Source organism: Nocardia sp. NPDC058480 (assembly GCF_042720495.1).
In the GTDB taxonomy this organism is placed as follows: Bacteria; Actinomycetota; Actinomycetes; order Mycobacteriales; family Mycobacteriaceae; genus Nocardia.
This window is the reverse complement of record NZ_JBHXMN010000029.1, coordinates 1-21676: the sequence shown is the minus strand read 5'-3', so window position 1 is coordinate 21676 and position 21676 is coordinate 1. Positions and strand designations below refer to the sequence as shown.

At 68.6% G+C, this 21676-nt stretch carries 19 protein-coding genes and 1 pseudogene; 12 read left to right on the top strand and 8 right to left on the bottom strand.

Annotation, left to right across the window (positions count from 1 at the left end):
* Positions 1-234: 234 nt before the first annotated feature.
* The 3 genes from serC to ACFWO8_RS32920 all read left to right on the top strand — a co-directional run bounded on the left by serC (position 235) and on the right by ACFWO8_RS32920 (position 3549).
* The gene (serC, locus tag ACFWO8_RS32930; RefSeq protein ID WP_378974570.1) at positions 235-1356 is read left to right on the top strand and encodes a phosphoserine transaminase; all 1122 of its coding nucleotides are present in this window, start codon (positions 235-237) and stop codon (positions 1354-1356) included.
* Positions 1357-1656: 300 nt separating this feature from the next.
* The gene (gene sepH, locus ACFWO8_RS32925) at positions 1657-2664 is read left to right on the top strand and encodes a septation protein SepH (RefSeq protein ID WP_378974565.1); all 1008 of its coding nucleotides are present in this window, start codon (positions 1657-1659) and stop codon (positions 2662-2664) included.
* 147 nt (positions 2665-2811) lie between these two features.
* Positions 2812-3549, top strand: a complete 738-nt coding sequence (locus ACFWO8_RS32920) for a DUF6928 family protein (protein WP_378974560.1) — start codon at positions 2812-2814, stop codon at positions 3547-3549.
* A gap of 4 nt (positions 3550-3553) precedes the next feature.
* Here the strand turns inward: ACFWO8_RS32920 and ACFWO8_RS32915 are convergent, their stop codons facing one another.
* Positions 3554-3853, bottom strand: a complete 300-nt coding sequence (locus tag ACFWO8_RS32915; RefSeq protein WP_378974555.1) for a DUF2537 domain-containing protein — start codon at positions 3851-3853, stop codon at positions 3554-3556.
* Positions 3850-4653: a TrmH family RNA methyltransferase gene (locus ACFWO8_RS32910; RefSeq protein WP_378974547.1), complete on the bottom strand. Its 804-nt coding sequence runs from the start codon at positions 4651-4653 to the stop codon at positions 3850-3852. The genes ACFWO8_RS32915 and ACFWO8_RS32910 overlap by 4 nt, the downstream gene beginning before the upstream one ends.
* Before the next feature lie 25 nt (positions 4654-4678).
* On the opposite strand from ACFWO8_RS32910, the gene ACFWO8_RS32905 reads away from it, so the two are divergent.
* Entirely contained in the window at positions 4679-5080 is a 402-nt protein-coding gene (locus ACFWO8_RS32905) for a YccF domain-containing protein (protein ID WP_378974542.1), read from the top strand.
* Here ACFWO8_RS32905 and ACFWO8_RS32900 read toward each other — a convergent pair whose 3' ends face one another.
* Positions 5081-5518, bottom strand: a complete 438-nt coding sequence (locus ACFWO8_RS32900; RefSeq protein ID WP_378914000.1) for a MarR family winged helix-turn-helix transcriptional regulator — start codon at positions 5516-5518, stop codon at positions 5081-5083.
* 62 nt (positions 5519-5580) lie between these two features.
* Here ACFWO8_RS32900 and ACFWO8_RS32895 point away from each other — a divergent pair, with 62 nt between their 5' ends.
* A complete protein-coding gene (locus ACFWO8_RS32895; RefSeq protein ID WP_378974537.1) occupies positions 5581-5841 on the top strand; it encodes a DUF2530 domain-containing protein in 261 nt (86 codons plus the stop codon).
* Here ACFWO8_RS32895 and ACFWO8_RS32890 read toward each other — a convergent pair.
* The gene (locus ACFWO8_RS32890) at positions 5838-7862 is read right to left on the bottom strand and encodes a neutral/alkaline non-lysosomal ceramidase N-terminal domain-containing protein (protein ID WP_378974534.1); all 2025 of its coding nucleotides are present in this window, start codon (positions 7860-7862) and stop codon (positions 5838-5840) included. The genes ACFWO8_RS32895 and ACFWO8_RS32890 overlap by 4 nt on opposite strands.
* Here ACFWO8_RS32890 and ACFWO8_RS32885 point away from each other — a divergent pair.
* Positions 7840-8607, top strand: coding sequence for a TetR/AcrR family transcriptional regulator (locus tag ACFWO8_RS32885; protein WP_378974529.1), 768 nt, complete (start codon positions 7840-7842; stop codon positions 8605-8607). The two genes, ACFWO8_RS32890 and ACFWO8_RS32885, sit on opposite strands and share 23 nt — an antisense overlap.
* 4 nt (positions 8608-8611) lie before the next feature.
* Here the strand turns inward: ACFWO8_RS32885 and ACFWO8_RS32880 are convergent, their stop codons facing one another.
* Both ACFWO8_RS32880 and ACFWO8_RS32875 read right to left on the bottom strand, forming a co-directional pair.
* Positions 8612-11863: a sacsin N-terminal ATP-binding-like domain-containing protein gene (locus ACFWO8_RS32880; RefSeq protein ID WP_378974526.1), complete on the bottom strand. Its 3252-nt coding sequence runs from the start codon at positions 11861-11863 to the stop codon at positions 8612-8614.
* Between the two features lie 920 nt (positions 11864-12783).
* Positions 12784-13626: pseudogene (locus ACFWO8_RS32875) on the bottom strand (DUF3027 domain-containing protein); the annotation flags it as partial.
* Positions 13627-13634: 8 nt separating this feature from the next.
* On the opposite strand from ACFWO8_RS32875, the gene ACFWO8_RS32870 reads away from it, so the two are divergent.
* The 3 genes from ACFWO8_RS32870 to ACFWO8_RS32860 all read left to right on the top strand — a co-directional run bounded on the left by ACFWO8_RS32870 (position 13635) and on the right by ACFWO8_RS32860 (position 16968).
* On the top strand, positions 13635-14411 hold the full coding sequence (locus ACFWO8_RS32870) for a glutaminyl-peptide cyclotransferase (RefSeq protein WP_378974522.1): 777 nt from the start codon (positions 13635-13637) through the stop codon (positions 14409-14411).
* Between the two features lie 68 nt (positions 14412-14479).
* On the top strand, positions 14480-16441 hold the full coding sequence (locus ACFWO8_RS32865) for an MFS transporter (protein WP_378974517.1): 1962 nt from the start codon (positions 14480-14482) through the stop codon (positions 16439-16441).
* A complete protein-coding gene (locus ACFWO8_RS32860; RefSeq protein ID WP_378974512.1) occupies positions 16438-16968 on the top strand; it encodes a DUF2771 domain-containing protein in 531 nt (176 codons plus the stop codon). Before ACFWO8_RS32865 ends, ACFWO8_RS32860 begins: the two co-directional genes overlap by 4 nt.
* 54 nt (positions 16969-17022) lie before the next feature.
* On the opposite strand, the gene ACFWO8_RS32855 is transcribed toward ACFWO8_RS32860, so the two are convergent.
* The gene (locus tag ACFWO8_RS32855; RefSeq protein ID WP_378974577.1) at positions 17023-17448 is read right to left on the bottom strand and encodes a cold-shock protein; all 426 of its coding nucleotides are present in this window, start codon (positions 17446-17448) and stop codon (positions 17023-17025) included.
* A gap of 162 nt (positions 17449-17610) precedes the next feature.
* On the opposite strand from ACFWO8_RS32855, the gene ACFWO8_RS32850 reads away from it, so the two are divergent.
* Positions 17611-17847, top strand: a complete 237-nt coding sequence (locus tag ACFWO8_RS32850; protein WP_378974509.1) for a hypothetical protein — start codon at positions 17611-17613, stop codon at positions 17845-17847.
* Between the two features lie 373 nt (positions 17848-18220).
* Positions 18221-18829 carry a transglycosylase family protein gene (locus ACFWO8_RS32845; RefSeq protein WP_378913991.1) on the top strand — a complete coding sequence of 203 codons (609 nt, stop codon included), beginning with the start codon at positions 18221-18223 and terminating at the stop codon, positions 18827-18829.
* 65 nt (positions 18830-18894) lie between these two features.
* Here ACFWO8_RS32845 and ACFWO8_RS32840 read toward each other — a convergent pair whose 3' ends face one another.
* On the bottom strand, positions 18895-19086 hold the full coding sequence (locus ACFWO8_RS32840) for a hypothetical protein (protein ID WP_378974505.1): 192 nt from the start codon (positions 19084-19086) through the stop codon (positions 18895-18897).
* 80 nt (positions 19087-19166) lie between these two features.
* Here ACFWO8_RS32840 and ACFWO8_RS32835 point away from each other — a divergent pair, with 80 nt between their 5' ends.
* On the top strand, positions 19167-21458 hold the full coding sequence (locus tag ACFWO8_RS32835; RefSeq protein ID WP_378974498.1) for a helicase-associated domain-containing protein: 2292 nt from the start codon (positions 19167-19169) through the stop codon (positions 21456-21458).
* The last annotated feature ends 218 nt before the right edge of the window (positions 21459-21676 follow it).

Below are 21676 nucleotides of genomic sequence, written 5' to 3'. Positions count from 1 at the left end.
CGAAAGCGCTGAGCCGAAGGCTCTAGTCTCGAGCGCTAACCGGCGGCCCCTCGGGGCCGCGGACACGCGCGCGCCAGCGCGCCAATAAACACAGCGTCAAACCTGCCTGGGACAACTGGGCAACGGATCCCGACTCCCCCGCCCAACCTCTACCCACCACAGACGCCCAGTGTCCCGCCTCACAGCGCCACCCACCCCGACAACCGCGATCCGCCCACCACTAAACTCGCCCCCATGACCAGTGCGTTCCCGACAATTCCCGCCGACCTCAAGCCCGCAGACGGACGGTTCGGCTGCGGCCCCTCCAAGGTCCGCCCGGAGCAGCTGCAGTCCCTGGTGACTGTCGGCGCCTCGGTGTTCGGTACCTCGCATCGACAGAAGCCGGTCAAGGACGTGGTCGCCCGCGTTCGCAACGGCCTGCGTGAGCTGTTCTCCCTGCCCGACGGCTACGAGGTCGTGCTCGGCAACGGTGGCACCACCGCGTTCTGGGATGCCGCCGCCTTCGGCCTGATCCGCGAGCGTTCGCTGCACCTGACCAACGGCGAGTTCTCCTCGAAGTTCGCCTCGGTCGCCAAGGGCAACCCCTTCATCGGTGACCCGATCGTCGTCAAGGCCGAGCCGGGCAGCGCGCCCGAGCCCGTGTCGGACCCCTCGGTCGACCTCATCGGCTGGGCCCACAACGAGACCTCCACCGGTGTGTCCATCCCGGTGTCGCGTCCGGTCGGCTCGGAGAACGCCCTGATCGCCATCGACGCCACCTCGGGCGCGGGCGGTCTGCCGGTGAACATCGCCGACTCCGACGTGTACTACTTCGCCCCGCAGAAGTGCTTCGCCGCCGACGGTGGCCTGTGGATCGCGATCATGAGCCCGGCCGCGCTCGCCCGCGTCGCCGAGATCAAGGAATCGGGTCGCTGGACCCCGGAGTTCCTGTCGCTGCCGATCGCGGTCGACAACTCCTCCAAGGACCAGACCTACAACACCCCGGCGCTGGCCACCCTGCTGCTGTTCGCCGATCAGATCGAGTGGATGAACGCCAACGGCGGCCTCGACTGGACCGTGAAACGCACCCTGGACTCGTCCTCGCGCCTGTACTCGTGGGCCGAGTCGAGCTCGTTCGCCACCCCGTACGTGACCAACCCGGCGCACCGCTCGCAGGTTGTCGGCACCATCGACTTCGACGACGCGGTCGACGCGGCCCAGGTCGCCAAGATCCTGCGCGCCAACGGCATCGTCGACACCGAGCCCTACCGCAAGCTGGGCCGTAACCAGCTGCGTGTCGGCATGTTCCCGGCGATCGACCCGGAAGACGTTTCGCAGCTGACCCGTTCGATCGACTGGGTCGTCGGCCAGCTCTGAAATAAGACCGACATCGGGCCGGTGTGTGGCGAACTCTCAGAGTTCGCCACACACCGGCCCTTTGCATACATTCGCAAAATTCGCCGAGTTTTGACAGATCTCGGTACCGAGATTTGATGTTGATCTATCACCAAAACCCCTGTACACAAGCGGAATTCGTGTGGTGAGCCGCTCAGATTAGCCCCCTGGGCAGGGTTGGCGCGCGATTTAAGTCGTGCGTGTCTGCTGCCACGGCCAAGTAATGTGCACTACTGTCAAGGAAAGTGGGCGGTGTCGTAGCCGACGCGATAGGGAGGTAACGTGCGTGAACTTCGAGTGATCGGGGTGACGCCCGACTCCACGCACATCGTGTGCAGCGACACCGAGTCCGGTACCAAGTTCCGGTTGCCCGCCGACGACAAGCTCCGCGCGGCGGCGCGCGGCGACCTCGCACGATTCGGCCAGATCGAGATCGAAACGGAGGCGACTATGCGTCCTAAAGATATTCAGGCCCGTATTCGCGCTGGAGCGTCCGTCGAGCAGGTCACGGCGGAGTCCGGGATGCCGGAATCCAAAGTCGAACGATTCGCCTACCCTGTACTACTCGAGCGCGCCCGCGCCGCCGAACTGGCGCAGAAGGCCCACCCGGTGCGCCCCGACGGCCCCGCGGTGGAAACGCTGCACGAGATCGTCACCGCGGCCTTCGCCGAGCGCGGCCACACCATCGAACAGGCCGAGTGGGATGCATGGAAAGACGAAAAGGGTTTCTGGGTCGCCCAATTGCAGTGGCGACACGGGCACTCCGAGATCGCGGCGCACTGGCGCTACCAGCCCGACGCGCACGGCGGCTCGGTGTCCGGTCTCGACGATCCGGCCAACGACCTGATCGATCCCGACTTCGGCCGCGCGCTGCGTGGGCTGGCGACGATCCTGCCCACGCCGGTTCCGGCCGCCTCGCCGGTGCTCGAACCGCCGACCCCGGTGGAGCCGCGTCCGCGCGAGCAGATCGCCGCACCGGCCGCCCGGCCGCAGAGTCGTCCGGCGCCGAACGTGGACGAGTACTACGAGCAGCGTCAGGTCGCGGCAGGCGGTGGCACGGCGGCGATTCCGGCCGCGCCCATCCCCGCGGCACCGATTCCGGCCACGCCGAAGCCCGCCGCCCCGGTACCCGCGGCGCCGAGCCAGCCCGCGGCACAGCAGGAGAAGCCCGCTGCTGAGGAACCGGCCGCGGAGAAGCCCGCACCGAAGCCTGCGCGAACCAAGCGAGGCAAAGCGCCTATGCCTTCATGGGAAGACGTCCTGTTGGGCGTCCGCAGCTCCGGAAACTAACCAACGCCAAGCAGTCGCGAGTACATGGGTAACTCACCGGGCACGAGCTGACATATCACCGACCAGACAGTCGGCCGCCGATGTGACGGAACTCCCGACTGGGTCTGGCTTGATACGCGCAGTGGCGGCACAGATGGGAGGTGGCTGATGTCCGCGGCTTCTTCGATCTGGTACGTCGATACTCCTGATCCTGTCGCGGTGCTGACGGGAAACGTCGAGTCCGATCCTGTTGCGGCGGCGGCGTTGGCCGGGCAGTTGTATCCGGACCATGATGTTCAGCCACACATGGTCGGGACGCTGAGTGGTTGTGCGGCGCCGGATCGGGACGAGGTCTACATCGGGTGTTATCCCGGGTTGACCGTGGTGTGTACGGCCGAGGCCGCGCTGGTCCGGCCGACGAAACTGCCTGATCTGCTGGTGCGGCCGCTCGCTTCCGAGCACACCTATCTGGTGTCCTACGACTCGAAGCCGCACTGGGGCGCGTTCGCGCATTGGGAGCGTGGCGAGTTCCGGCGGTCGTTCAGTTCCACCAGGGTGGACATTCTCGAGAACGAAGGGCTCCCGATGGTGTGGGAGCGAACGTTCTGGGCGGGTGAGCATCCGGTGCCGTGGCGGGGTGCGGATCATCCCGCACCGCAGTCGCTGCCGTTCGATCCGCCGGATTTCGCCGACGCCGCCAATGCCGAATGGCTCGGCTTCCGCTACCTGACCCCGGCCGCTCCCGGCCGGCTCGCACCCGGTGACCTCGCGGTCTGCGGTTTCACGCTGTACCCGAAAGGCCAGGCGCCCGAACAGCAGCAACTGCTGGTGGGCCGCCCCGGTGCGGCGACGCGGCGCAGGCGCGGGCTACTCGGGTGGCTGCGCGGTGTCGATCGGGTGGTGTGAGCCCTCAGCTGATCTCGTCGATGATCACGGCGATCCAGCCGAGCACCACCGCCGCGGCCGCACCGGCCAGCACCCACCGCACCACCGGCGTGAACCGCCACCGCCAGGCCGTCGGCGCTACCCCGCCCGCGGCCACCACGTTCACCGCGATCGCCAGCAGCGGATTGACCGCGGCCAGCGCACAGCCGAAGGCATACACCGCGACCCCGCCGAGCAGCGCGACCAGCACGACAACGGTGCCGCCCGCCGCCCATGGCACCGAATCCGCTTGCGCCCGATACGGACCCTCGCACTCCTGGGTCATGAGATACGCACACGTTCGTAGAACGCCATGGCCGCGGCGGTCGCGACATTGAGCGAATCGGTACCGGGCGACATCGGGATGCGGGCACGAATATCGGTGGCGCGCATGGCTTCCTCGGTCAAGCCGGGCCCTTCGGCACCGAGCAGCAGCGCCACCCGCTCCCCCGTCATGGCCGTCGCTAGATTCACCGCTGCGGGATTCGGCGTCAACGCGATGATCTGGAAACCCTTGTTCCGCACGAGGTCCAGACTCTCCGGCCACTGCGGCAATTGCGCGAACGGCACCCGGAGCACATGCCCCATCGACACCCTCACCGCCCGCCGATAGAGCGGATCGGCACACCGGTCGCCGAACAGCACCGCGTCGGCGCCGAGCCCCGCGGCGTTGCGGAACATCGAACCGAGGTTCTCGTGATCGTTGACGCCTTCCAGGACCGCCACCGTGCGCGCGCCGTCGAGCACCTCGTCGACGGTGAGCTCAGCCGGACGCGGCGCGACGGCGAGTACCCCGCGGTTGAGATGGAAGCCGACCACCTCCGCCATCACCGCCGCGCTCGCGCGGTAGTACGGCAGGTCCCGATCGGCGAGGTCGTCGGCGAGGGTTTCGAATCGTTTCCCCACGCCGAGCAGTGCGCTCGGCGTGAAACGTGAGTCGAGCATCCGCTGGACTACCACTACGCCCTCGGCGATGACCAGGCCTTTTCGGCCCGGCAGGTCCGGCCTGCGGTCGGCATTGGACAGGTCACGGAAGTCGTCGACGCGCGGGTCGGTGGGGTCCTCGATATCGATCACTTCGGCCACCGGCTAATCCTGGCATGCTGGAAGCATGAAGATTGTCCAGTTGATCTTGAACGTGCTCTGGGTGGTGCTGTGCGGGTTCTGGATGGCACTGGGGTACCTACTCGCGGCACTGATCTGTTTCATCCTGATCGTCACCATCCCGTTCGGGATCGCCTCGCTACGGCTGGCCGGGTACGTGCTCTGGCCGTTCGGCCGCACGGTAGTCGACAAACCGAGCGCGGGCGCGGGTTCATTGATCGGCAATGTGATCTGGTTCGTATTCGCGGGTTGGTGGCTGGCGCTCGGCCACGTGTTCACCAGCATCGCGCTCGCGGTGACGATCATCGGCCTGCCGTTCGCCTGGGCGAATCTCAAGCTGGTGCCACTGTCGCTGTTCCCGCTCGGCCATGACGTGGTGTCGGCGGATGCGGCGCGGCCGTCGAGCTGATCACTCCGATTCGGCGACGATCTGGTTCATGATGCCGACGGCTTCCCCGAGCACCGCGATCTGCTCGGGGCGCAGGCCGGCGAGCTGACCGGTCATCCATACCTCGCGGGCATTGGTCTCGTCGGCGATCAGCGCGCGACCGGCGGACGAGAGCGAAACGATGATCTGTCGGCCGTCGGTCGGGTGCGGGCGACGCTGGACCAGGTCGAGGTCGGAGAGCGAGGCGATGACGCGGGTCATCGACGGTGGTTGCACGCGTTCTTTGCCTGCCAGCGCGCCGGGCGTCATCGCGCCGTCACGAGCCAGCGTCGCCAAAGCCGACAGCTGAGTAAGCGAGATCTGCGCGTCGGTACGGCGCCCGCGCAGGTGTCTCGTGAGCCGCACGACGGCCAGTGAAAGATCACCGGCCAGGGCACGGACGTCCGATGGCGTTGTCACAGTGCAGAACTCTACGGTAAATCCGGCTGGGCTGATGGGTTTCACACGGCTACTGTTTGGGTATGGATGCCGGACCTGTCAGTCCCGAGATACCTCAACTGCCCCGAATCCTGGTCGACCCGCGCCCCGTTGTGCTGGGTGGCTTCGCCCTGTGGGCCATCGCGACGGCGGTGGTGTGGATCAACGCGAGCTGGGCCGATGCCCGCCCGGTGTGCCTGATGGGGCTCGTTGTGGGCGTGCTGGGGTCGTCGATCTTCCTCTTGCAGCGTCGTTCCGCGCGGCGCGGGGACAAGGGCGCTCAGGTGGGGCTCGACACCGACTAGGCCACTGCGAATTCGTCGCTGGTCCCGGTGATGGGGCGGAGCGTGCCGTCGGCGCCCAAGACATCGGCGTAGTGCACGAATCGATGCACGCCGGGTTCGGCGGTCGTGGGGATATCCCACGTGAAGCGGGCGATCGAGACCGCGGCGCCCGCTGTGCGCCAGTGGAAGCGGACGTCCCATTCGCCTTCGTTGGCCACCCGCGCCCAGCCCGCCGCGGTCTTTCGCTGCACGTGCAGGAAGGTGTCGCCGCGGCGCGGATTGTGTTTCGGGTGGGCCGAGACGAATTCGACGGCCGCCTGTTCGCCGCGTCCACACGATGACGGCTGGATCAGGACATCACCGAAGCCACGGCCCTGCGGGGTCGCGTCGGGCCCTGGCACGGCGGCGAAGTTCGGCTGTAGCGCCGAGACATCGCGCGGTGCCGGGCCGCGCCCGACCGCCTGCCCCGTGGCGAACGCCTCCGCCAGTCTGGTGAATTCCTGCACATACCCACACAGCGTGTAGCGGCCGAACAGGGTCGAGGCGCCCTCGTAGTGCTGCGCATCGTATTCCTCAGGTGTGGTGACGTATTCGTGGTAGCTGTTCGAATAGCCCTGTAGCAGCACCTGTTCCAGCTCGACGCCGAGTACCGCCGCCACCGCGCGTCGCACGCGCAGCCCGGCGACGATCGTGAATTCGGCGCCCGCGGCGGCCAGATACAGGTCACCGATGCGAATCAGCTGGATCGGCACCACATTCGGCACCCACGGCACCGGCGGCATCAGTCCGAGTGGGGCGAAGATCGCCTTCGGGGCCTGCGCGTCGGCGAGCCAGGCGGGGTGTGGATGGTCGATGCCGCCGAGGAAGTCGACCAGCGGGTTGCGCACACCTTCGGGGATCGGGCCGCCGGGCAGGCCGGGGCCGTCCTCGACGCTGCCCGCCGCCAGGGAGACGCCCGCCGCGGCCGGGGAGGTGCGTCGCGGGGCGCCGTCGGGGGTGAAGCGGCCGTCGATCGTGAGCGCGGCGAGGTCGATGTAGCACAGCATCGAGGCGACCTCGGCCTGCTGCGCGGTACCCTGCGCCGCGGCCTCTTTCGCCGCGTGGTGCTGGCGTTCGCCGAGGATCCTGGTGTTGTCGAACTCATTGTCGGTCGGTCCATGGCCGGGTTGGAGGTCGAGGTTGGGCGACATGTCGCCGGCATTGGTCTGCGCGAAGGCGGCGATGAAGTCGGCGCCGTCGAGGTGGCGCACGCCGTGTTCGAGGTGTTCGGCGGCGTAGCTGGCGTAGCCCTTGTTGTCGGAGCTGATCAGGCGGTTCGCGTTGGTCATCGAGGTGTTGTGGGTGGCGAACCAGGTGAGCGTGCCGACCTGACGACCCTTCCTGGCGAACGCCAACGTGGTCACCGCGGGGTCGATCGCATCGGGGAACACCGTGCGATCGGCGGCCGGATTGCGGTCGAAGGCCACGCGCGAGCGGTTCACGCTGGCGTCGTGCAGTTGTGCGCGGCCGAGGGAGATGGCACCAGGCGCGAAGTCCGCGTCGGCCGCGATGATCGCCTCCACGATCCCGTCGACCTCGGCGTCGAAGACCTGCTGCTGAAATCCCAGCGTCGCCAGCGTGTAGGCGTAGTCGTGCGCGGAACCACCACAACTGGCGTGGGTATGCGTGGAGGTGAGTACGACATTTCGTTCCGAATACCGATCACCGAAACGGCGCGCGAGCGCGAGCAGCACCGCGCCGTGTACCGAGCCGAACACCGCGCCATTCTCCACCGCGACGAACGCGATCCGATTTCCGCCCGCACCGATCACGAACGCACGAGCGCGCGGGCGCAGATGAATTCCCGCCGTGGTCTGTTCGAGTTGGGAGTAGCCCATCATGCCGCATTCCGCGGCCGGGCCCGTGAGGTCGGCGATACCGAGCCCGAATTCGAATCCATCCGGATTCGCGTGCGCGACGGGCATTCCCATACTCGAGAGGACGGGCAGCGCTGTGGCACCCAGTGCCGAGGCGGCGAGCATGGTGCGGCGGGACAGGGACATCGGGCGACTCCTTCGCGACTTCCATCTGGGAGACAACCACATAAACTGGTCAAATGTCCAGGATTTTCCGGCGGACCGGCGAATTGACTGTTCGTGGCGCGAGCGCTTAACTCGCACAGTGTCCTCCCGATTGAGCGTCGAAGAACGACGAGCCCACCTGATCGAGGCAGCGATCGGTCTCGCCGAGAAAAAGGGCGTGGCGGGCGTGACCACGCGCGATGTCGCCCAAGCGGCGGGCGTCTCGCTAGGTGTGGTGCATTACTGTTTCGAAAACAAGGACGCGCTGATGACCGAGCTGGTCAAAGCGCTGTCTATGGAATTGCGGGATTCCGTTGATGCCGATGAATCGGTATGGGAAGACGCCGGAACAGGAAAAGAAGCATTTCAGAAATTGGTGCGCCGCGGATTGGAACTGATGTGGCGCAACATCGAAGCCACTCCCGAACGGCAGTTGCTGACCTACGAGACCACCACCTACGCGTTGCGCGAGGGTGAGTCGACTCCCGCCAAGCTGGCGATCGCGCGCGAGCAGTACGGGTTCAATGACAACACCGTCGCCGATGTGATCGACCATTGCCGCGAGGCGACCGAAACGCAGTGGACCACGCCGGTGACGGCGCTGAGCCGGTTCATTCTCAATGTGATCGACGGGATTGTGCTGCGGTGGCTGGTCGATGACGACAGTGAGTCCGTGCAGGTTCAGCTCGATCTGCTCGCCGAGATGATCACCGCCCACGCGGAGTAGTCCACTACTGGCCTCGCGGCACCTGTACGTGGACCACATCGCCTTCGCACCACCACGGGACGCGGACAGTGCCCGAGATCGCGCCGCGCAGATGCACTTCGAGAGTCTCGTGCAAGACCAGGTCGCCGGTGGCGTCCCGCGGGGACCACAGCTGGCGCAGCACCACGCCCAAAGGTTCCGCGGCCCAGGTGCTTCGGCGACCGGTGCCGAGCACCTCGGCGCTGATCTCGTCCGAGACCAGCGGTAGGTCCAGCAGGGTGGCCAGCGCCTCGGCGTGCGCCGTGTCACCGACGACGAGGCGCACCGAGGGGACGACCAGGCCGAAGCAGGGCTGATCGAGGACCATGACGGTGCTCGCGTCGACGACGTCGCCGGACAAGGCGCGGATCTGCTCGGGGAGATCGAGTTCGCGCGGATCGAGAACGCCCGCCGCGACCGCGGCGGCCAGGCGGGCATGGGTTCGGGCGATTATCTCGGGGGCAGGGGTTTTCGATGGATCGGCCAGGGCGTCGAGGAGTTCCTCGGCCAGCTCGGCGGACATGATGTCAGGGCGGACGAGCACGGGGCGCAAGGTGTCGAGATCAGCGCCCTCTATGCCGATCGCCTCGAAAACTGGTAGGAGCCCGGCGAATTCGTTGTCGTCGGGGTGGTGGAGCCGACCCAGCGGAATGCCGTCGATGTGAGCGTGGCGGTGCAGCCACCAGGTGGTGTAGCCGTCGCGATCGGCGAGCAGCGCGCGGGTGCGTGGCTCGGACAGCAAGTGGCGCAAGGCTTGCGGCCAGCGGTCTTCGTCGACCAGGTCTAGATCCCGGACCGCTGTCAGCTCGCGTGGATCATCGGAAAGGCTGTTCCACCAGGACTGTTCGTCGTCGAGGTCGTGGTCGGGGCCGATCGGCTCCGGGTCGGTGAGTATCGCGAAACCCCAGCCGACACCGATCGCGCGCAAGGCCCGCTCGCCGTACTCGGCGACGGTGGTGTCGGCGATGGTGCCGAAGGGCGAGTCCGCGGCCAGGATGTCGGCCAGCGGGGCTCCTGGGAGCAGTAGCTCGTCGGCCGGGCGGAGTTCGCCGGTGTCGTCGGGCAGTTCGAGCAGGCCGAGCCAGTCCGGTAGCGAATCGGCGGAGGCGAAAGGTGCCAGTTGGAGGACGGCGGCGACGGTGTCCGGGTCGGCCGGATCGTGCTCGAGCAGGTCGCGCAGAGCCGGATCGGTGAGCAGGTCATCCGAACTCGCACTGCGGGCACCCAGCCGACCCAGGAGCGGGTGCGTGGCGTCCGGGTGGGCCAGGCGAGCCCAGTGCACCGGCACCGCCACCGTGAGCTGATCATCGAGCACCACGGTCCGCGGCCCGGTCACCAATCGCCCGTCGGTCAGCGGCACGGCCAGCGCGCCGAATTCCTCAGCGGTCCTGGTATCGACAACGAACGGTTCCAGCGCGGCGTAAAGCCGCCGCCACCACCGTGGTTCACGTTCCAGCCCGCTCGACAACTCGGCCAGTGCGGCCGGCCCGAGCCGATGGACATCGAGGACCGCCAGCTTGTCCTGACCGGCGCGTCCGGACAGCTCCGGAATCACCAGTGGCCCGGTGATCTCGGCCAGAATCGTCGCCAATTCCGGTGTGAGATCGGGAAATACGCGCGCCCGGGTCGGCGTGCTACATGGCAAGTCCGCTCCGGCGGGTCCGTACGTGGCCGATGCTTCCGACGCGAAGGGGTCGGGGAGGTCGCCGCGCAACGGTGCGGACTCACCCGGCCCGAACGTCGTCGCGAGGCCGGAGCCGTCGTCCCCGTCAGCTGCGAGGAGATCCATGAGGTCTGGAACATCCTTGCCGATCGGCGCGGTTTCACCGGGGACAGCGAGGCTGTCGTCACCGGGCGCTGCCGATTCGCCAGTTGTGCCGCCGGGCCCGGCATTTCGCGGTGTGGGTTCGATGGGGTCCCACGGGTCCGCCGGTTCGGTGTTGCGAACGGCACAGACCGGCAACCAGGGGTTGGTGCGAAGCTCGGCGATCACGGCTTCGCGGAGGAGACCGTCGGCTTCGCTGCGGGCGAAGCCGGGGGTGGGGACCAGGACGAGGCGGTCCCGGGGCGGGAGCGCGCGGGCGAAATCCGCGTAACCCGTTGCCAATTCGGTGAGGCGGGCGCCGGGGAGGAGGCGGCGGCGATCGGGTTGCATGGGGATGTCGGCGACCAGGATCGCGGGGAGGGAGAGTTCCTCGTCGGAGCGCGTGGGTGCTCGCAGGACGTCCGGGGCGGTGGCGACTGGGCGGCCGTCTCGCAGTGGGAGTAGCCAGCGGGCCCTGGGAGTGCGGTACTGCCACCACGTTCGGCGTGCTCCGGACGGGAGGGTGATTGTCAGCTGGGAGAAGGTGCCGGTCTCATCGGCGGTGGCGGTGGCGGTAGCGGCCGTGGCGGTAGCGGCATCAGCCGTGGCGGCAGCGGCCGTGGCCGTGGCGTCGGCGGCTGTGGCGTCGGCGCCGGCATCAGCTGCGGCGTCAGCGGCAGCGGCGGTGTCAGCGGCAGCGGCGGTGTCAGCGGCAGCGGCGGTGTCAGCGGCGGAGGCGGCACGAGCCCGCGTTGGGTCGGGGCGAACGGCGTCAGCGGGTTGGGCAGTGGCGAGGATGGTTATTGCGCTGGTGCATTCGTCGGTGTCGATTCGGATGCGCTGCAGGGCAGGCAGTTCCAGGAGGAGGTCGGGGGCCTCGGCTCGCATGGCGTCGAGGAGGGCTTCGGCGTCGATGTCGTCGCGGAGGTGGACGACGATTTCGGTGTCGGTGCCCGCTGGCGGGGTGGTCGGGACGGGCCAGGCCAGTCGCAGGACCGGGGGTGCGATCGCGGCCAGGTCATCGGGGACGCCGATGCCGATGTCGTGCAAGGCGTTCAGCGTCGCCACGCGGGAGAAGCGGATGGATCCGGTCGTCGAGCGGATCTCGATCTCATCGCCGACGGACCGCACCGCGGTGAAGCCGACACCGAAGCGACCCACCTGGGTGGTGTCGGCCTTTCCGGAGGCACGCAGCGCTGTCAACGCGTGCACACCGGAAACGCTCAGTGGCGCACCGGTGTTCGCGACGTGCAGGCGCCCGTCGAGCACCCGCACGAGCAGCGCACCCGCGACACCGGCCTTCGCCGCGGCGTCGGCCGCGTTCTGCGCGAGCTCGGTGAGCAACCGATCCCGGTAGCCCGCGGCCACCAGATCCGCCTCACTGGCACTGTCCTCCCGCAACCGCGTCGGCGAATCCCGCCACGCCGCAAGCACTCCGGCCCGCAGCTGCGCGGTGCCGAACGGGTCCCCCGCTCCGTTCAGCGCGACACCGACGATCCGTGCTCACTGACATCAGCAGACTCCGCACTCTCGCCGGATCCCGCACCGCTTGCCGCAGCATCGTCTTCCGCGGGCGCGTCAGCACTCACGTCCGCTGTCTCGGCGACTGGCGCAACATCCGTGCCCGACGCAACATCGGGCGACGTTGCGGCCACGCCCGAAGCGACATCCGCGACCGGCGCGGCATCCGTCTTCGACGCAACCTCAGCAACCGGCGCAGCATCCGTCTCCGACGCAACCTCAGCAACCGGCGCAGCATCCGTCTCCGACGCAACCTCAGCAACCGGCGCAGCATCCGTCTCCGACGCAACCTCGGCAACCGGCGCAGCCTGAGTATCCGCAACGGCGTCAGCGTCGAGCGCAACATCCGTGCCCGACGCTGTGTCGGCGGCCGACACGACCTCGGCGGTCGGCTCGCCGTCGGTGTTGGGCCCGGCATCGATGGCGAGGTCGTTCGCGACAACCTCGGCAACTGATGCGATCTCAGCTGTGACGACCTCGTCAGCGGACTCCGGCAGCGCGCCCTCGACGAGCGCCGAACGCTCGGCCGCCACCGCGGCGACTGCTTCGGCCTCGGCGGTTTCCTGCTGATCGCCCGCCTGCTCGGCCGCGGCCTCGCCGATCTCGGTCAACGAGTCAGCGGGACCCTGCCCGGTCGCGGCCTCGGAGACCGAGGCGATCGTTTCAGCTGAGACCTCGACGACATCGATTGCCGGGTCGGTCGTCTCGGCGACAACCTCCACGACCACCGTCGCGGAATCGGCATCAGCGGGCTCAGCCACGACATCGCCGACCACCGTCGCGGGATCGGCATCAGCGGGCTCAGCCACGACATCGCCGACCACCGTCGCGGGATCGGCGTCGACGGGCTCAGCCGTGGCATCGCCGGTCACCGTTGCCTGATCGTCGGCGGCCTTGTCGATCGCGTCCTCGACAGCGGGGCGGACGATCTCGACGAAATCGACCGCGTGGTCGTCGAAGGCCTCGTACAGGGGGGAACCGTTGCCGCTGGGGGCGGCCACGTCGGAGTGCGCGCCGCAGCCGTAGGCCACGTTCACAACGTGCCCGTCGGCGCCCATCGCATTGCCGCAGACGCCGAAGGACTCGCGCAGCGCGCCGGCCAGCGGCAGGTAGAAGCCGCACAAGCCGCAGGTCGACGGGGCGGCCTTGGCCATTTCGGTGTCGGGGCCGAACTCGGTGAACCAGCGCTCGGCGGCATCGGCGCGGCCTTCGACGCTGAGTACCTGCACGCGGCCGAGGCCGACCTCGCGGGCCACCTCGTCGATCACCGGATCGCCCGTGGCCACGTAGCCGGGGACCAGGCGCGGGTCGTCGGCGGGCGTGGCGAGCAGGTCGCCGGGGCCGAGGTCGCCGGGGCGGACCCGCTGGTCCCACGGGATGAAATCGGGGGCGATCAGGGCACCGATGGCAGGCAGCAACGCCGACTCGCTGACCGTCGCGTGGTCGGCGCCAGGGGGCGCGGCGACGACGACGGCCCACTGCCAGCCGCGGTAGCCGGGCAGGGTCGCCTCGAACCGGTGGGTGGCCGCGGTGTCGTCCTCGGCGCTCACCCCCAGATGGACTCCTACCCCGTCGGGTTCCAACGCGACGAGCGCACGACGTGCGACCTCGGCCGCGTCGGCCAGAACGGGACGCACGCCGGACTCCGAAACAGATACTGCGCTCACGGCATACATTTTGCCGTATGAAGTGCAATCGCAGTTCGTTGGCCGTCGCAGTGCTGGTCAGTGTGCTCGGCGCGGGTGCTTGTAGCGGATCCCCCGAGCCCGGACCGCCGCGCTTGCGAGTCGAGGTGATCGGCTCGTCACCGCACGATCCGCAGGCCTTCACCCAGGGTCTGGAGGTGGTCGACGGCGTCCGCTACGAGAGCACCGGCATGTGGGGCGTGTCGACCGCGCGGGCCACCGACCAGCGCACGGGCACCGAAACAGCTCGGGTCGACCTGCCCGGCCGGGTGTTCGGCGAGGGCATGACCAGGGCGGGCGCGATCGTCTGGCAGCTGACCTGGCAGGACGGCTTCGCCATCGCCCGCGACCCGGTCACCCTCGCCGAAACCGGTCGCGCCGACTACGCGGGCGAGGGCTGGGGTCTGTGCGCGCAGCCAGACCGGCTGGTGATGAGCGACGGCACCGGCACCCTCACCTTCCGCGACCGGGTGACGTTCGCCCAGACCGGTTCGGTGACCCTGTCCGGTTACCGCGATCCGAAGCCGAACGAGTTGGACTGCGCCGAAGACGGCACCGTCTACGCGAACAACTACCCGTCGGACGAAATACTGCACATCGATCCCGAGACCGGCCGGATTCTCGCCGTCATCGAGGCGGGCGGGCTGCTCACACCCGCCGAACGAGCGGGCGCCGACGTGCTCAACGGCATCGCTCACCTGCCCGGCACCGATCGGTTCCTGCTGACCGGAAAGTACTGGCCGCGCATATTCGAAGTGCGGTTCGTCGCGAAATAACACGATGTGGCCGACATTGCCGCGGCGCGAGTGAACACGCACAGCCCGAGTGCGACAGAATTGGACTTGTGACGACGCCCCGCGATCCATCCGGTCCCGACCGTGGTCGCCGGGACGGTACCGCCGCCGATCCGCACCCCGGCTACGGGCAGTACCCGCCGCGCGCACCGCGCAAGGTCTTCCCCCGGCCCGAACGGCCGCTGCCCGCCGAGCCGCCGACGGTCCGGTCGAAAAGCCTGTTCCACCGCAACCGCCCCGCCGACCCCGCCGCGCCGACCACCCCGGTGCCGAACGCAGGACGTGCCGGGCGCACACCGGACTCACGCGATCAGCCCCCGAACGCAGGACGTCCCGGACCCACACCGGACTCACGCGATCAGCCCCCGAACGCAGGACGTCCCGGACCCACGCCAGACCCTCGCGATCAGCATGAGAAGGGCCTGCCGATCCCGTCGCGCGACGAGCACGCACGACCGGTTCCACCTCGCGATGAGTATCCGGCTCCGGGCCGCGATGACCGAGGTCGGCACGCCGACCTCGGCCCCGAAGGCACCCGCCCCTTCCCGCGCGACGAAGGCGCCGACGACCCGGTCAACCAGCGCGTCCCCCGCAAACTCACCGTCACCCGGGTAGCCGCCATGCGCAGCCGCGAACTCACCGAACGCGGCATCGCCACCTTCCAGCGCGCCGCCAAGGCCGACGGCGCCGATCAGTCCGGCCTGACCGCGCTCACCTACGCCACCATGGCGAACTTCGCGCTCGACGCCGCGATCGCCGTGGCCCTGGCCAACACCCTGTTCTTCGCCAGCGCCACCGCCGAATCCAAAACCAAGGTGGCCCTGTACCTGCTGATCACCATCGCCCCGTTCGCGCTGATCGCGCCGCTGATCGGCCCGCTGCTCGACCGCCTGCAACGCGGTCGCAGGCTGGCGCTGGCGACGACCTTCGCCCTGCGCGTGGGTTTCGCGCTGCTGTTGATCTTCAATATCGACACCTGGGGCCTGTATCCGCTGGCCCTGTGCATGATGGTCGGCTCGAAATCCTTCGCGGTTCTCAAGAGCGCGGTGACTCCGCGCGTGCTGCCACCGGATATCGACCTGGTCCGCACCAATTCCCGGCTCACTGTCTTCGGGCTGGTCGGCGGCACCATCGGCGCGGGCTCGCTGGCCGCACTCGCCGCCCTGATCGCCGGTTCCACCGGCGCGTTGATCTTCGCCATCGGCATCGCCATCGCGGGTGCGTATCTCAGCCTGCGCATTCCACGCTGGGTCGAGGTGACCGAGGGCGAGGTCCCCGCGACGCTGACCTATCACGGTCCCGATGCCCATACCGAGGTCATCGAACGCGGCCAGGAATCCTCGGTGCCGCCACGGAAACGGCGTCAGCCACTCGGGCGCGCCGTCGTTACCGGCTTGTGGGGTAACAGTTCGATTCGCGTGCTCACCGGCTTTCTCACCTTCTACATCGCCTTCGTCGCCAAGGGTTCGGGCGGCAGCCCCACCGAACAGGCCGCGATGCTCGGCCTGGTCGGCGCGGCGGCGGGCATCGGCAACTTCGGCGGCAACGCGACCGGCGCCCGGCTGCAACTGGGCAGGCCGTCACCGGTGGTCCTCGGCTGCACCGGCGCGTGCGCGGTGGTCGCGCTGTTCGCGGCGTTCACCGGAAACCTGTTCGGCGCCGCCGTGGCCGCGCTGGTGGCCTCGGCGGCCAGTGCCCTGGCGAAGGTATCTCTCGACGCCGCCATCCAGGACGACCTCCCGCCGGAGTCGATCGCGTCCGGCTTCGGGCGCTCGGAGACCGTGCTGCAACTGAGCTGGGTGGTCGGCGGGGCGGCCGGTGTGCTGATGCCGACCGAGTACTGGAAGGGTTTCGCGTTGATCAGCGTGATCCTGCTGGCCGGACTGTTGCAGACTTTCGTCAGCTACACCGGGCACTCGCTGCTGCCGGGTCTGGGCGGCAATCGCCCCCAGCACGTCGAGCAGGAAGTACCCAACACCCATCCGAGAGGGACAGGAGACCCCACCTGGTGAGCAAGCTCAACGCTCGAACGATCGTCGCGCTGGTCGCGGCCGGACTGTTCGCGGTCGTCGCGGTGACCGCGGTGTGGGTGGGGGTGGCGGTATCGAAGGCGCCAGCGCACAACCCGCAGCTCACCGCGTATGCGAACGGCACGACGATCACCGTCGACCCGTTCATGTACTGCACGGTGCGGATGGAGAACTGCCGGTACGGCGAGACCGCGCCGCTGGAGGTCCCCGACGGTGCGCCCGTGCAGCTGTCGCTGCCCGACGCGGTCTCCGAGTCACCCTGGCTCATCCAGCTGATCTACCAGCGCCCCAACGGCGAACAGCTGGACCGGGTCCTCAGCTTCGCCGATTACCCGGACCGCGCCAGGGCACTCACCATCGAGTCGAAGCCGGAACCGGACCTGCGCCTGATCGGCATCGAAGTGCAGCTGCCGATCCTGGCCCGTGACATCGCCACCGGGCAGGAAAGCTACATCCCGCACGCCGCCTGGTCGATCGTCACTCCCGAGCCCGCGCCTCGCGAGTCCTGAGCCGAGAGAACCGGCCCCGAACGAATGTCGTTCGGGGCCGGTTTCTTTCACATCTCAGTGGTCGAGTTCGCGAGCCACGGCCCGCACCACCTCGGAAATCCGCTGGGACATCTTGCGATCCGGATACTTGCCCCGCCGCAGGTCCGGCTGCACCGTGCTCTCGAGCAGCGTGATCATGTCCTCGACCAGGCCGTGCAGCTCGTCGGGCGTCTTGCGTGGCCCGGCGTCTTTGCGCTCGGGCGCGCGCCCACGGTCACGATCGCGAACGACAGTCGGCGGAGCCTCGAGCACCGTCACGCTGAGCGCCTGCGGGCCACGGCGACCGGCGGCCATGCCGAATTCGACACGCTGTCCGGGCTTGAGTCCCTCGACGCCCTCGGGCAGCGCGGACGAGCGCACATAGACGTCCTCGCCCTCGTCTTGAGACAGGAAGCCGAAGCCCTTCTCGACGTCGTACCACTTCACCCGGCCGGTCGGCACTGCGCTCACCCGTTCATCATTCGGCACCCGAACCCTTGTGGCCCGGGTTACACAATTTTGCTTGTCGCGAAAAGAACGCGCCCCCCAACAAGGCGGGACGCGATGTGATGCGAGTCTACCCCGGTGGCTATATCGCGAGCACACCAGTTTTACGGTTCACCCGTGACGAACTCACCAGATCCGGCCTCGCCCGGTCCGCGACGCTCCGGCGATCGCCTGCTGCACGTGGCTCTCGTCCTGTTCGGAATCGGAATTCTGGCGGTGATCGCGATCTTCGTGACGCCGATCGTGTCCGACAGCGATCCAGGGCTGTGGCTCTACGGCCTGGCGATGCTCGTGCCCGTCGGCTTCCTGCTGGCGCTGATATTCGCGCTGTGGTCGGGCCGACGCGCACGTTGAGGCGTCAACCGATTACCTCGCCATCGGTAATCCAACCAAACATGTGATCTTCATCACATAACGGCACGGTCACGAAGTGAGCGCACAGCCGTCGCGCACATTCGCCACCCCAACTACCTGCGCGGACACATCGGGGATCACCCTGAGACGACCCCGAGACCCACCGGGACCCGCCGGTTACCAAATAGTGACATTCGCCGCTGACCGTCGTACCGTTTCTCTCAGCCGGGGTAACCCCCGGAACCACCGGCCCGCCGCACCGAACCTCACCCCGCGGGTACCGGACCCCGATTGGAAACAAGGGGTGAGGGCGGACCGGGAGACCTCTCAGTCCGGGCCACATGCAGGTGCGAACGAGAGGAAGAAACCCGATATGAGTGGACGCCACCGCAAGCCGACTTCCACCGGGCGCACAGCTGCCAAGGTCGCCGTCACCGGCGCGATCTTCGGCACCGCAGCTGCAGCCCTCGCAGGAAACGCCAGCGCGGCCCCTGACTCCGACTGGGATCGCCTCGCACAGTGTGAAGCCGGCGGCAACTGGGGCATCAACACCGGCAATGGTTACCAGGGTGGGCTGCAGTTCTCGCCCTCCACCTGGAACGCACACGGCGGTGGCGAGTACGCCGCCTCCGCCAACAACGCCACCCGCGAACAGCAGATCGTGGTGGCCGAAAAGGTTCTCGCTTCTCAGGGTTGGGGCGCTTGGCCCTCCTGCTCCTCGCAGCTCGGCTTGAGCAGCGGACCGTCCGAGCGTGTCGCTCCCTCGGCGCCGAGCTGGGCCCCGCAGGTCACTGTGCCGCAGGTACAGGATCCGAGCCAGGAAGTGTTCTCGGCCGTCGACCGCGCACTCACCGTCGTGCAGCAGCAGGGCATCGCCGTGCCGCAGCAGGCTCTCGACTTCGTCAACTCCGCCAAGGGTTCTCAGCTGGACCCGGCCGTGATCGACTTCTTCCAGGCGAACAAGGGTCTGCTGCCCTCCTGATCGCCGGTAGACACAACAAGAGCCCGCATCCTCGAGGATGCGGGCTCTTGTCTTTCTCGTCCGAATTACACCCGGTTGATGGTGGTCTGGGGATGCACGTACGGCAGCGTTGCGGCCGGGACGGGAAACTCGGTGTCCTCACCGAAAGGCGAGAGGTTACCGGCGCGGGTCGACGACAATTCGGTCACGGCGTGCTCGCCGTCGGCCACCTCGGGCCAGCCGTTGTCGACGTAGGGTTTATTCGATTTGTTCACCACGGCCTCATTCTGGCATATGGATGATGTCGCACCCTTCGCTCAGTCCAGATCGAGGCGGCCTAGAACTGTAGGCTCGATCAGTGATCGCGACAGACTCTCTCGCCGATTGGCTCGGTGCGCGCACTGATGCCCAGCTGGTGAAATTGCTGCAGTTGCGGCCGGACCTGGCGGTGCCGCTGCCCGCGTCGATGTCGGTGCTCGCGGTGCGCGCCCAGCAGCGGGCGTCGGTGTTGCGGGCCGCCGACGACCTCGACACGCTCGAGTTCGCGATCATCGAGGCGCTCACGGCCAATGAGGACGCCCGCACGATCGGCGCCGAGCTCACGCGGCTCACCCGCACCACCCTGCACGCGCAGCTCAAAGATCGCGTGACCAAGACCGCGTTCACCGCCGCGCTGACCCGTCTGCTCGACCGCGCGCTCGTCTGGCAGGTCGGCGACGACCTCGACCTGACACCCAGTGCCGCCGAAGCCCTCCCCTGGCCGCTGGGCGCGACGACAGCGCTCCCGGACGCCCTCACCGAACCCGAGGTCGTCGCCGCGCTGGCCACGGCGAGTCCACCCGACCGCGCGCTGCTGGACAAACTCGCGACCACCGGCCCGCGCGGTCGCACCAGGGACGCCGCGCCCGGCACCGACCCCGAGCGTCCGGTGCCGCGTCTGCTCGCCGCCCGGCTGCTGCACTGGATCGACGACGAGACCGTGGAGTTGCCCGTCACCGTCGGCCAGGTCCTGCGCGGCGAACCCGTCACCGACCCGCACGCGCTCGCCCCGCCCAAACCCGCACTCGTCAAGAACACCGCCACCGAGGTGAATGCCGTCGGCGCGGGCGAAGTGGGCGAGCTGCTGCGCGATGCGGGCGACCTGATCGACGCACTCGGCAAGCTGCCCGCCCCCGCCCTGCGCGCAGGCGGACTCGGCGTGCGCGAATCGCGCAGACTGGCCAAACAGACCGGCATCGACGAGCTACGTACCGGCTTGCTGCTCGAGTTGCTGGCCGCCGCGAAACTCGTCGAAAAGGGCCTGCCCGAGCCGACCCCCGACCTCGACGCCACCGACGACTTCTGGGCACCGACGCCCGCCGCGGATTCCTGGCTCGACGCCCCGCCCGCCACCCGCTGGGTAACGCTCGCGCAAGCGTGGCTCGAGCTGGATCGGATGCCGTGGATGATCGGCATGCGCGACGCCGCCGACAAGCCGATCGCGGCCCTGTCGGCGGAGCTGCGCGTCCCGCACGCGGTGCGCGACCGCGCGGCGATCCTCGGCTTGCTCGCCGAGTACCCGACCGGTACCGCCATGACTCCCGCCGACATCGGCAAGCTGCTGGCTTGGCGAATGCCACGCCGCCGCAGACACTTCCGCCTCGAAGCCGTCACCGCGACCCTCGCCGAAGCAGCGATCGTCGGCCTGCTCGGGCGCGGCGCCCTCGACTCCGCCGCCAGGGCCCTGCTGCACGGTTCGGTCGCCGACGCCGAATCGGAAATGGCCGCGGCACTGCCGAAACCGGTCGACCACGTCCTGGTCCAGGCCGACCTCACCGTGATCGCGCCCGGCCCGCTCGTCCCGGAACTGCGCGGCAAGATCGCCCTGGTCGCCAACGTCGAATCAGCGGGCGCCGCGACGGTGTACCGGGTCAGCGACGCCACGGTCCGCCGCGCCCTCGACGCCGGACTCACCGCCGCCGAACTCCACGCCCTGTTCGCCACCCACTCGCGCACCCCCGTGCCGCAGTCGCTGACCTACCTCATCGACGACGTGGCCCGCCGCCACGGCCAGCTCCGGGTAGGCATGGCCCAGTCCTTCCTCCGCAGCGACGACCCGGCCCTGCTCGCCCAGGTCCTCGCCGCCCCCGTAGCCGAAACCCTGGCCCTGCGCGCTATCGCCCCCACCGTGGCGATAGCCCTGGCCCCGCTGACCGAGATGCTCGACCAACTCCGCACAGCGGGCTTCGCCCCCGCGGGCGAGGATTCCGGCGGCACCATCGTCGACCTGCGCCCCCGCGGCGCGAGGATTTCGGTTCGCCCCCTGGCTCGCAGGCCCTACCGGCCGACCCCGCCCAACGACGACCAGCTCTCCCAGCTGGTCACCGAACTCCGCGCGGGCGAACGCGCCGCGGGCGCCCGCACCGGCCGTTCGGTCCGCACCGACGGCACCCGCACCGGCACCGCGGCCACCCTCGCGCTACTCCAGCTGGCAGCGCGAGTAGGCCGCCCGGTCAACATCGGTTACGTGGACGCCCAGGGCGTAGCGACCCAACGAGTAGTCGAACCGCTCCGAGTAGGCAACGGCCAACTGGACGCGGTAGACCCCGTCAGCGGCGCCACCCGCCACTTCACCCTCCACCGAATCGCGTCGGTGGCCCTGCTCGACTAACCGCAACCTCCCCCACAACCAACCACCCCGCACACCCCAAAACCGCCATGACCGCACCACCAACCACCCCGCACACCCCAAAACCGCCATGACCGCACCACCAACCACCCCGCACACCCCAAATCCGCCATGACCGCACTCCCAACCCCGCACCCGCGACCCCTGGGGAGCGGCGGCCACGAAGTGGCCGGTCCGCGGCCGGGTCGCCGGTTAGCGCT

Excerpts from the sequence above, each read along its gene's own strand:
- ACFWO8_RS32845 (WP_378913991.1), top strand. The coding sequence starts at position 18,221 with ATGAGTGGACGCCACCGCAAGCCGACTTCCACCGGGCGCACAGCTGCC.
- ACFWO8_RS32895 (WP_378974537.1), top strand. The coding sequence starts at position 5,581 with ATGGATGCCGGACCTGTCAGTCCCGAGATACCTCAACTGCCCCGAATC.
- ACFWO8_RS32905 (WP_378974542.1), top strand. The coding sequence starts at position 4,679 with ATGAAGATTGTCCAGTTGATCTTGAACGTGCTCTGGGTGGTGCTGTGC.
- ACFWO8_RS32890 (WP_378974534.1), bottom strand. The coding sequence starts at position 7,862 with ATGTCCCTGTCCCGCCGCACCATGCTCGCCGCCTCGGCACTGGGTGCC.
- ACFWO8_RS32920 (WP_378974560.1), top strand. The coding sequence starts at position 2,812 with ATGTCCGCGGCTTCTTCGATCTGGTACGTCGATACTCCTGATCCTGTC.
- ACFWO8_RS32870 (WP_378974522.1), top strand. The coding sequence starts at position 13,635 with ATGAAGTGCAATCGCAGTTCGTTGGCCGTCGCAGTGCTGGTCAGTGTG.
- serC (WP_378974570.1), top strand. The coding sequence starts at position 235 with ATGACCAGTGCGTTCCCGACAATTCCCGCCGACCTCAAGCCCGCAGAC.
- ACFWO8_RS32915 (WP_378974555.1), bottom strand. The coding sequence starts at position 3,853 with ATGACCCAGGAGTGCGAGGGTCCGTATCGGGCGCAAGCGGATTCGGTG.
- ACFWO8_RS32885 (WP_378974529.1), top strand. The coding sequence starts at position 7,840 with ATGGTGCGGCGGGACAGGGACATCGGGCGACTCCTTCGCGACTTCCAT.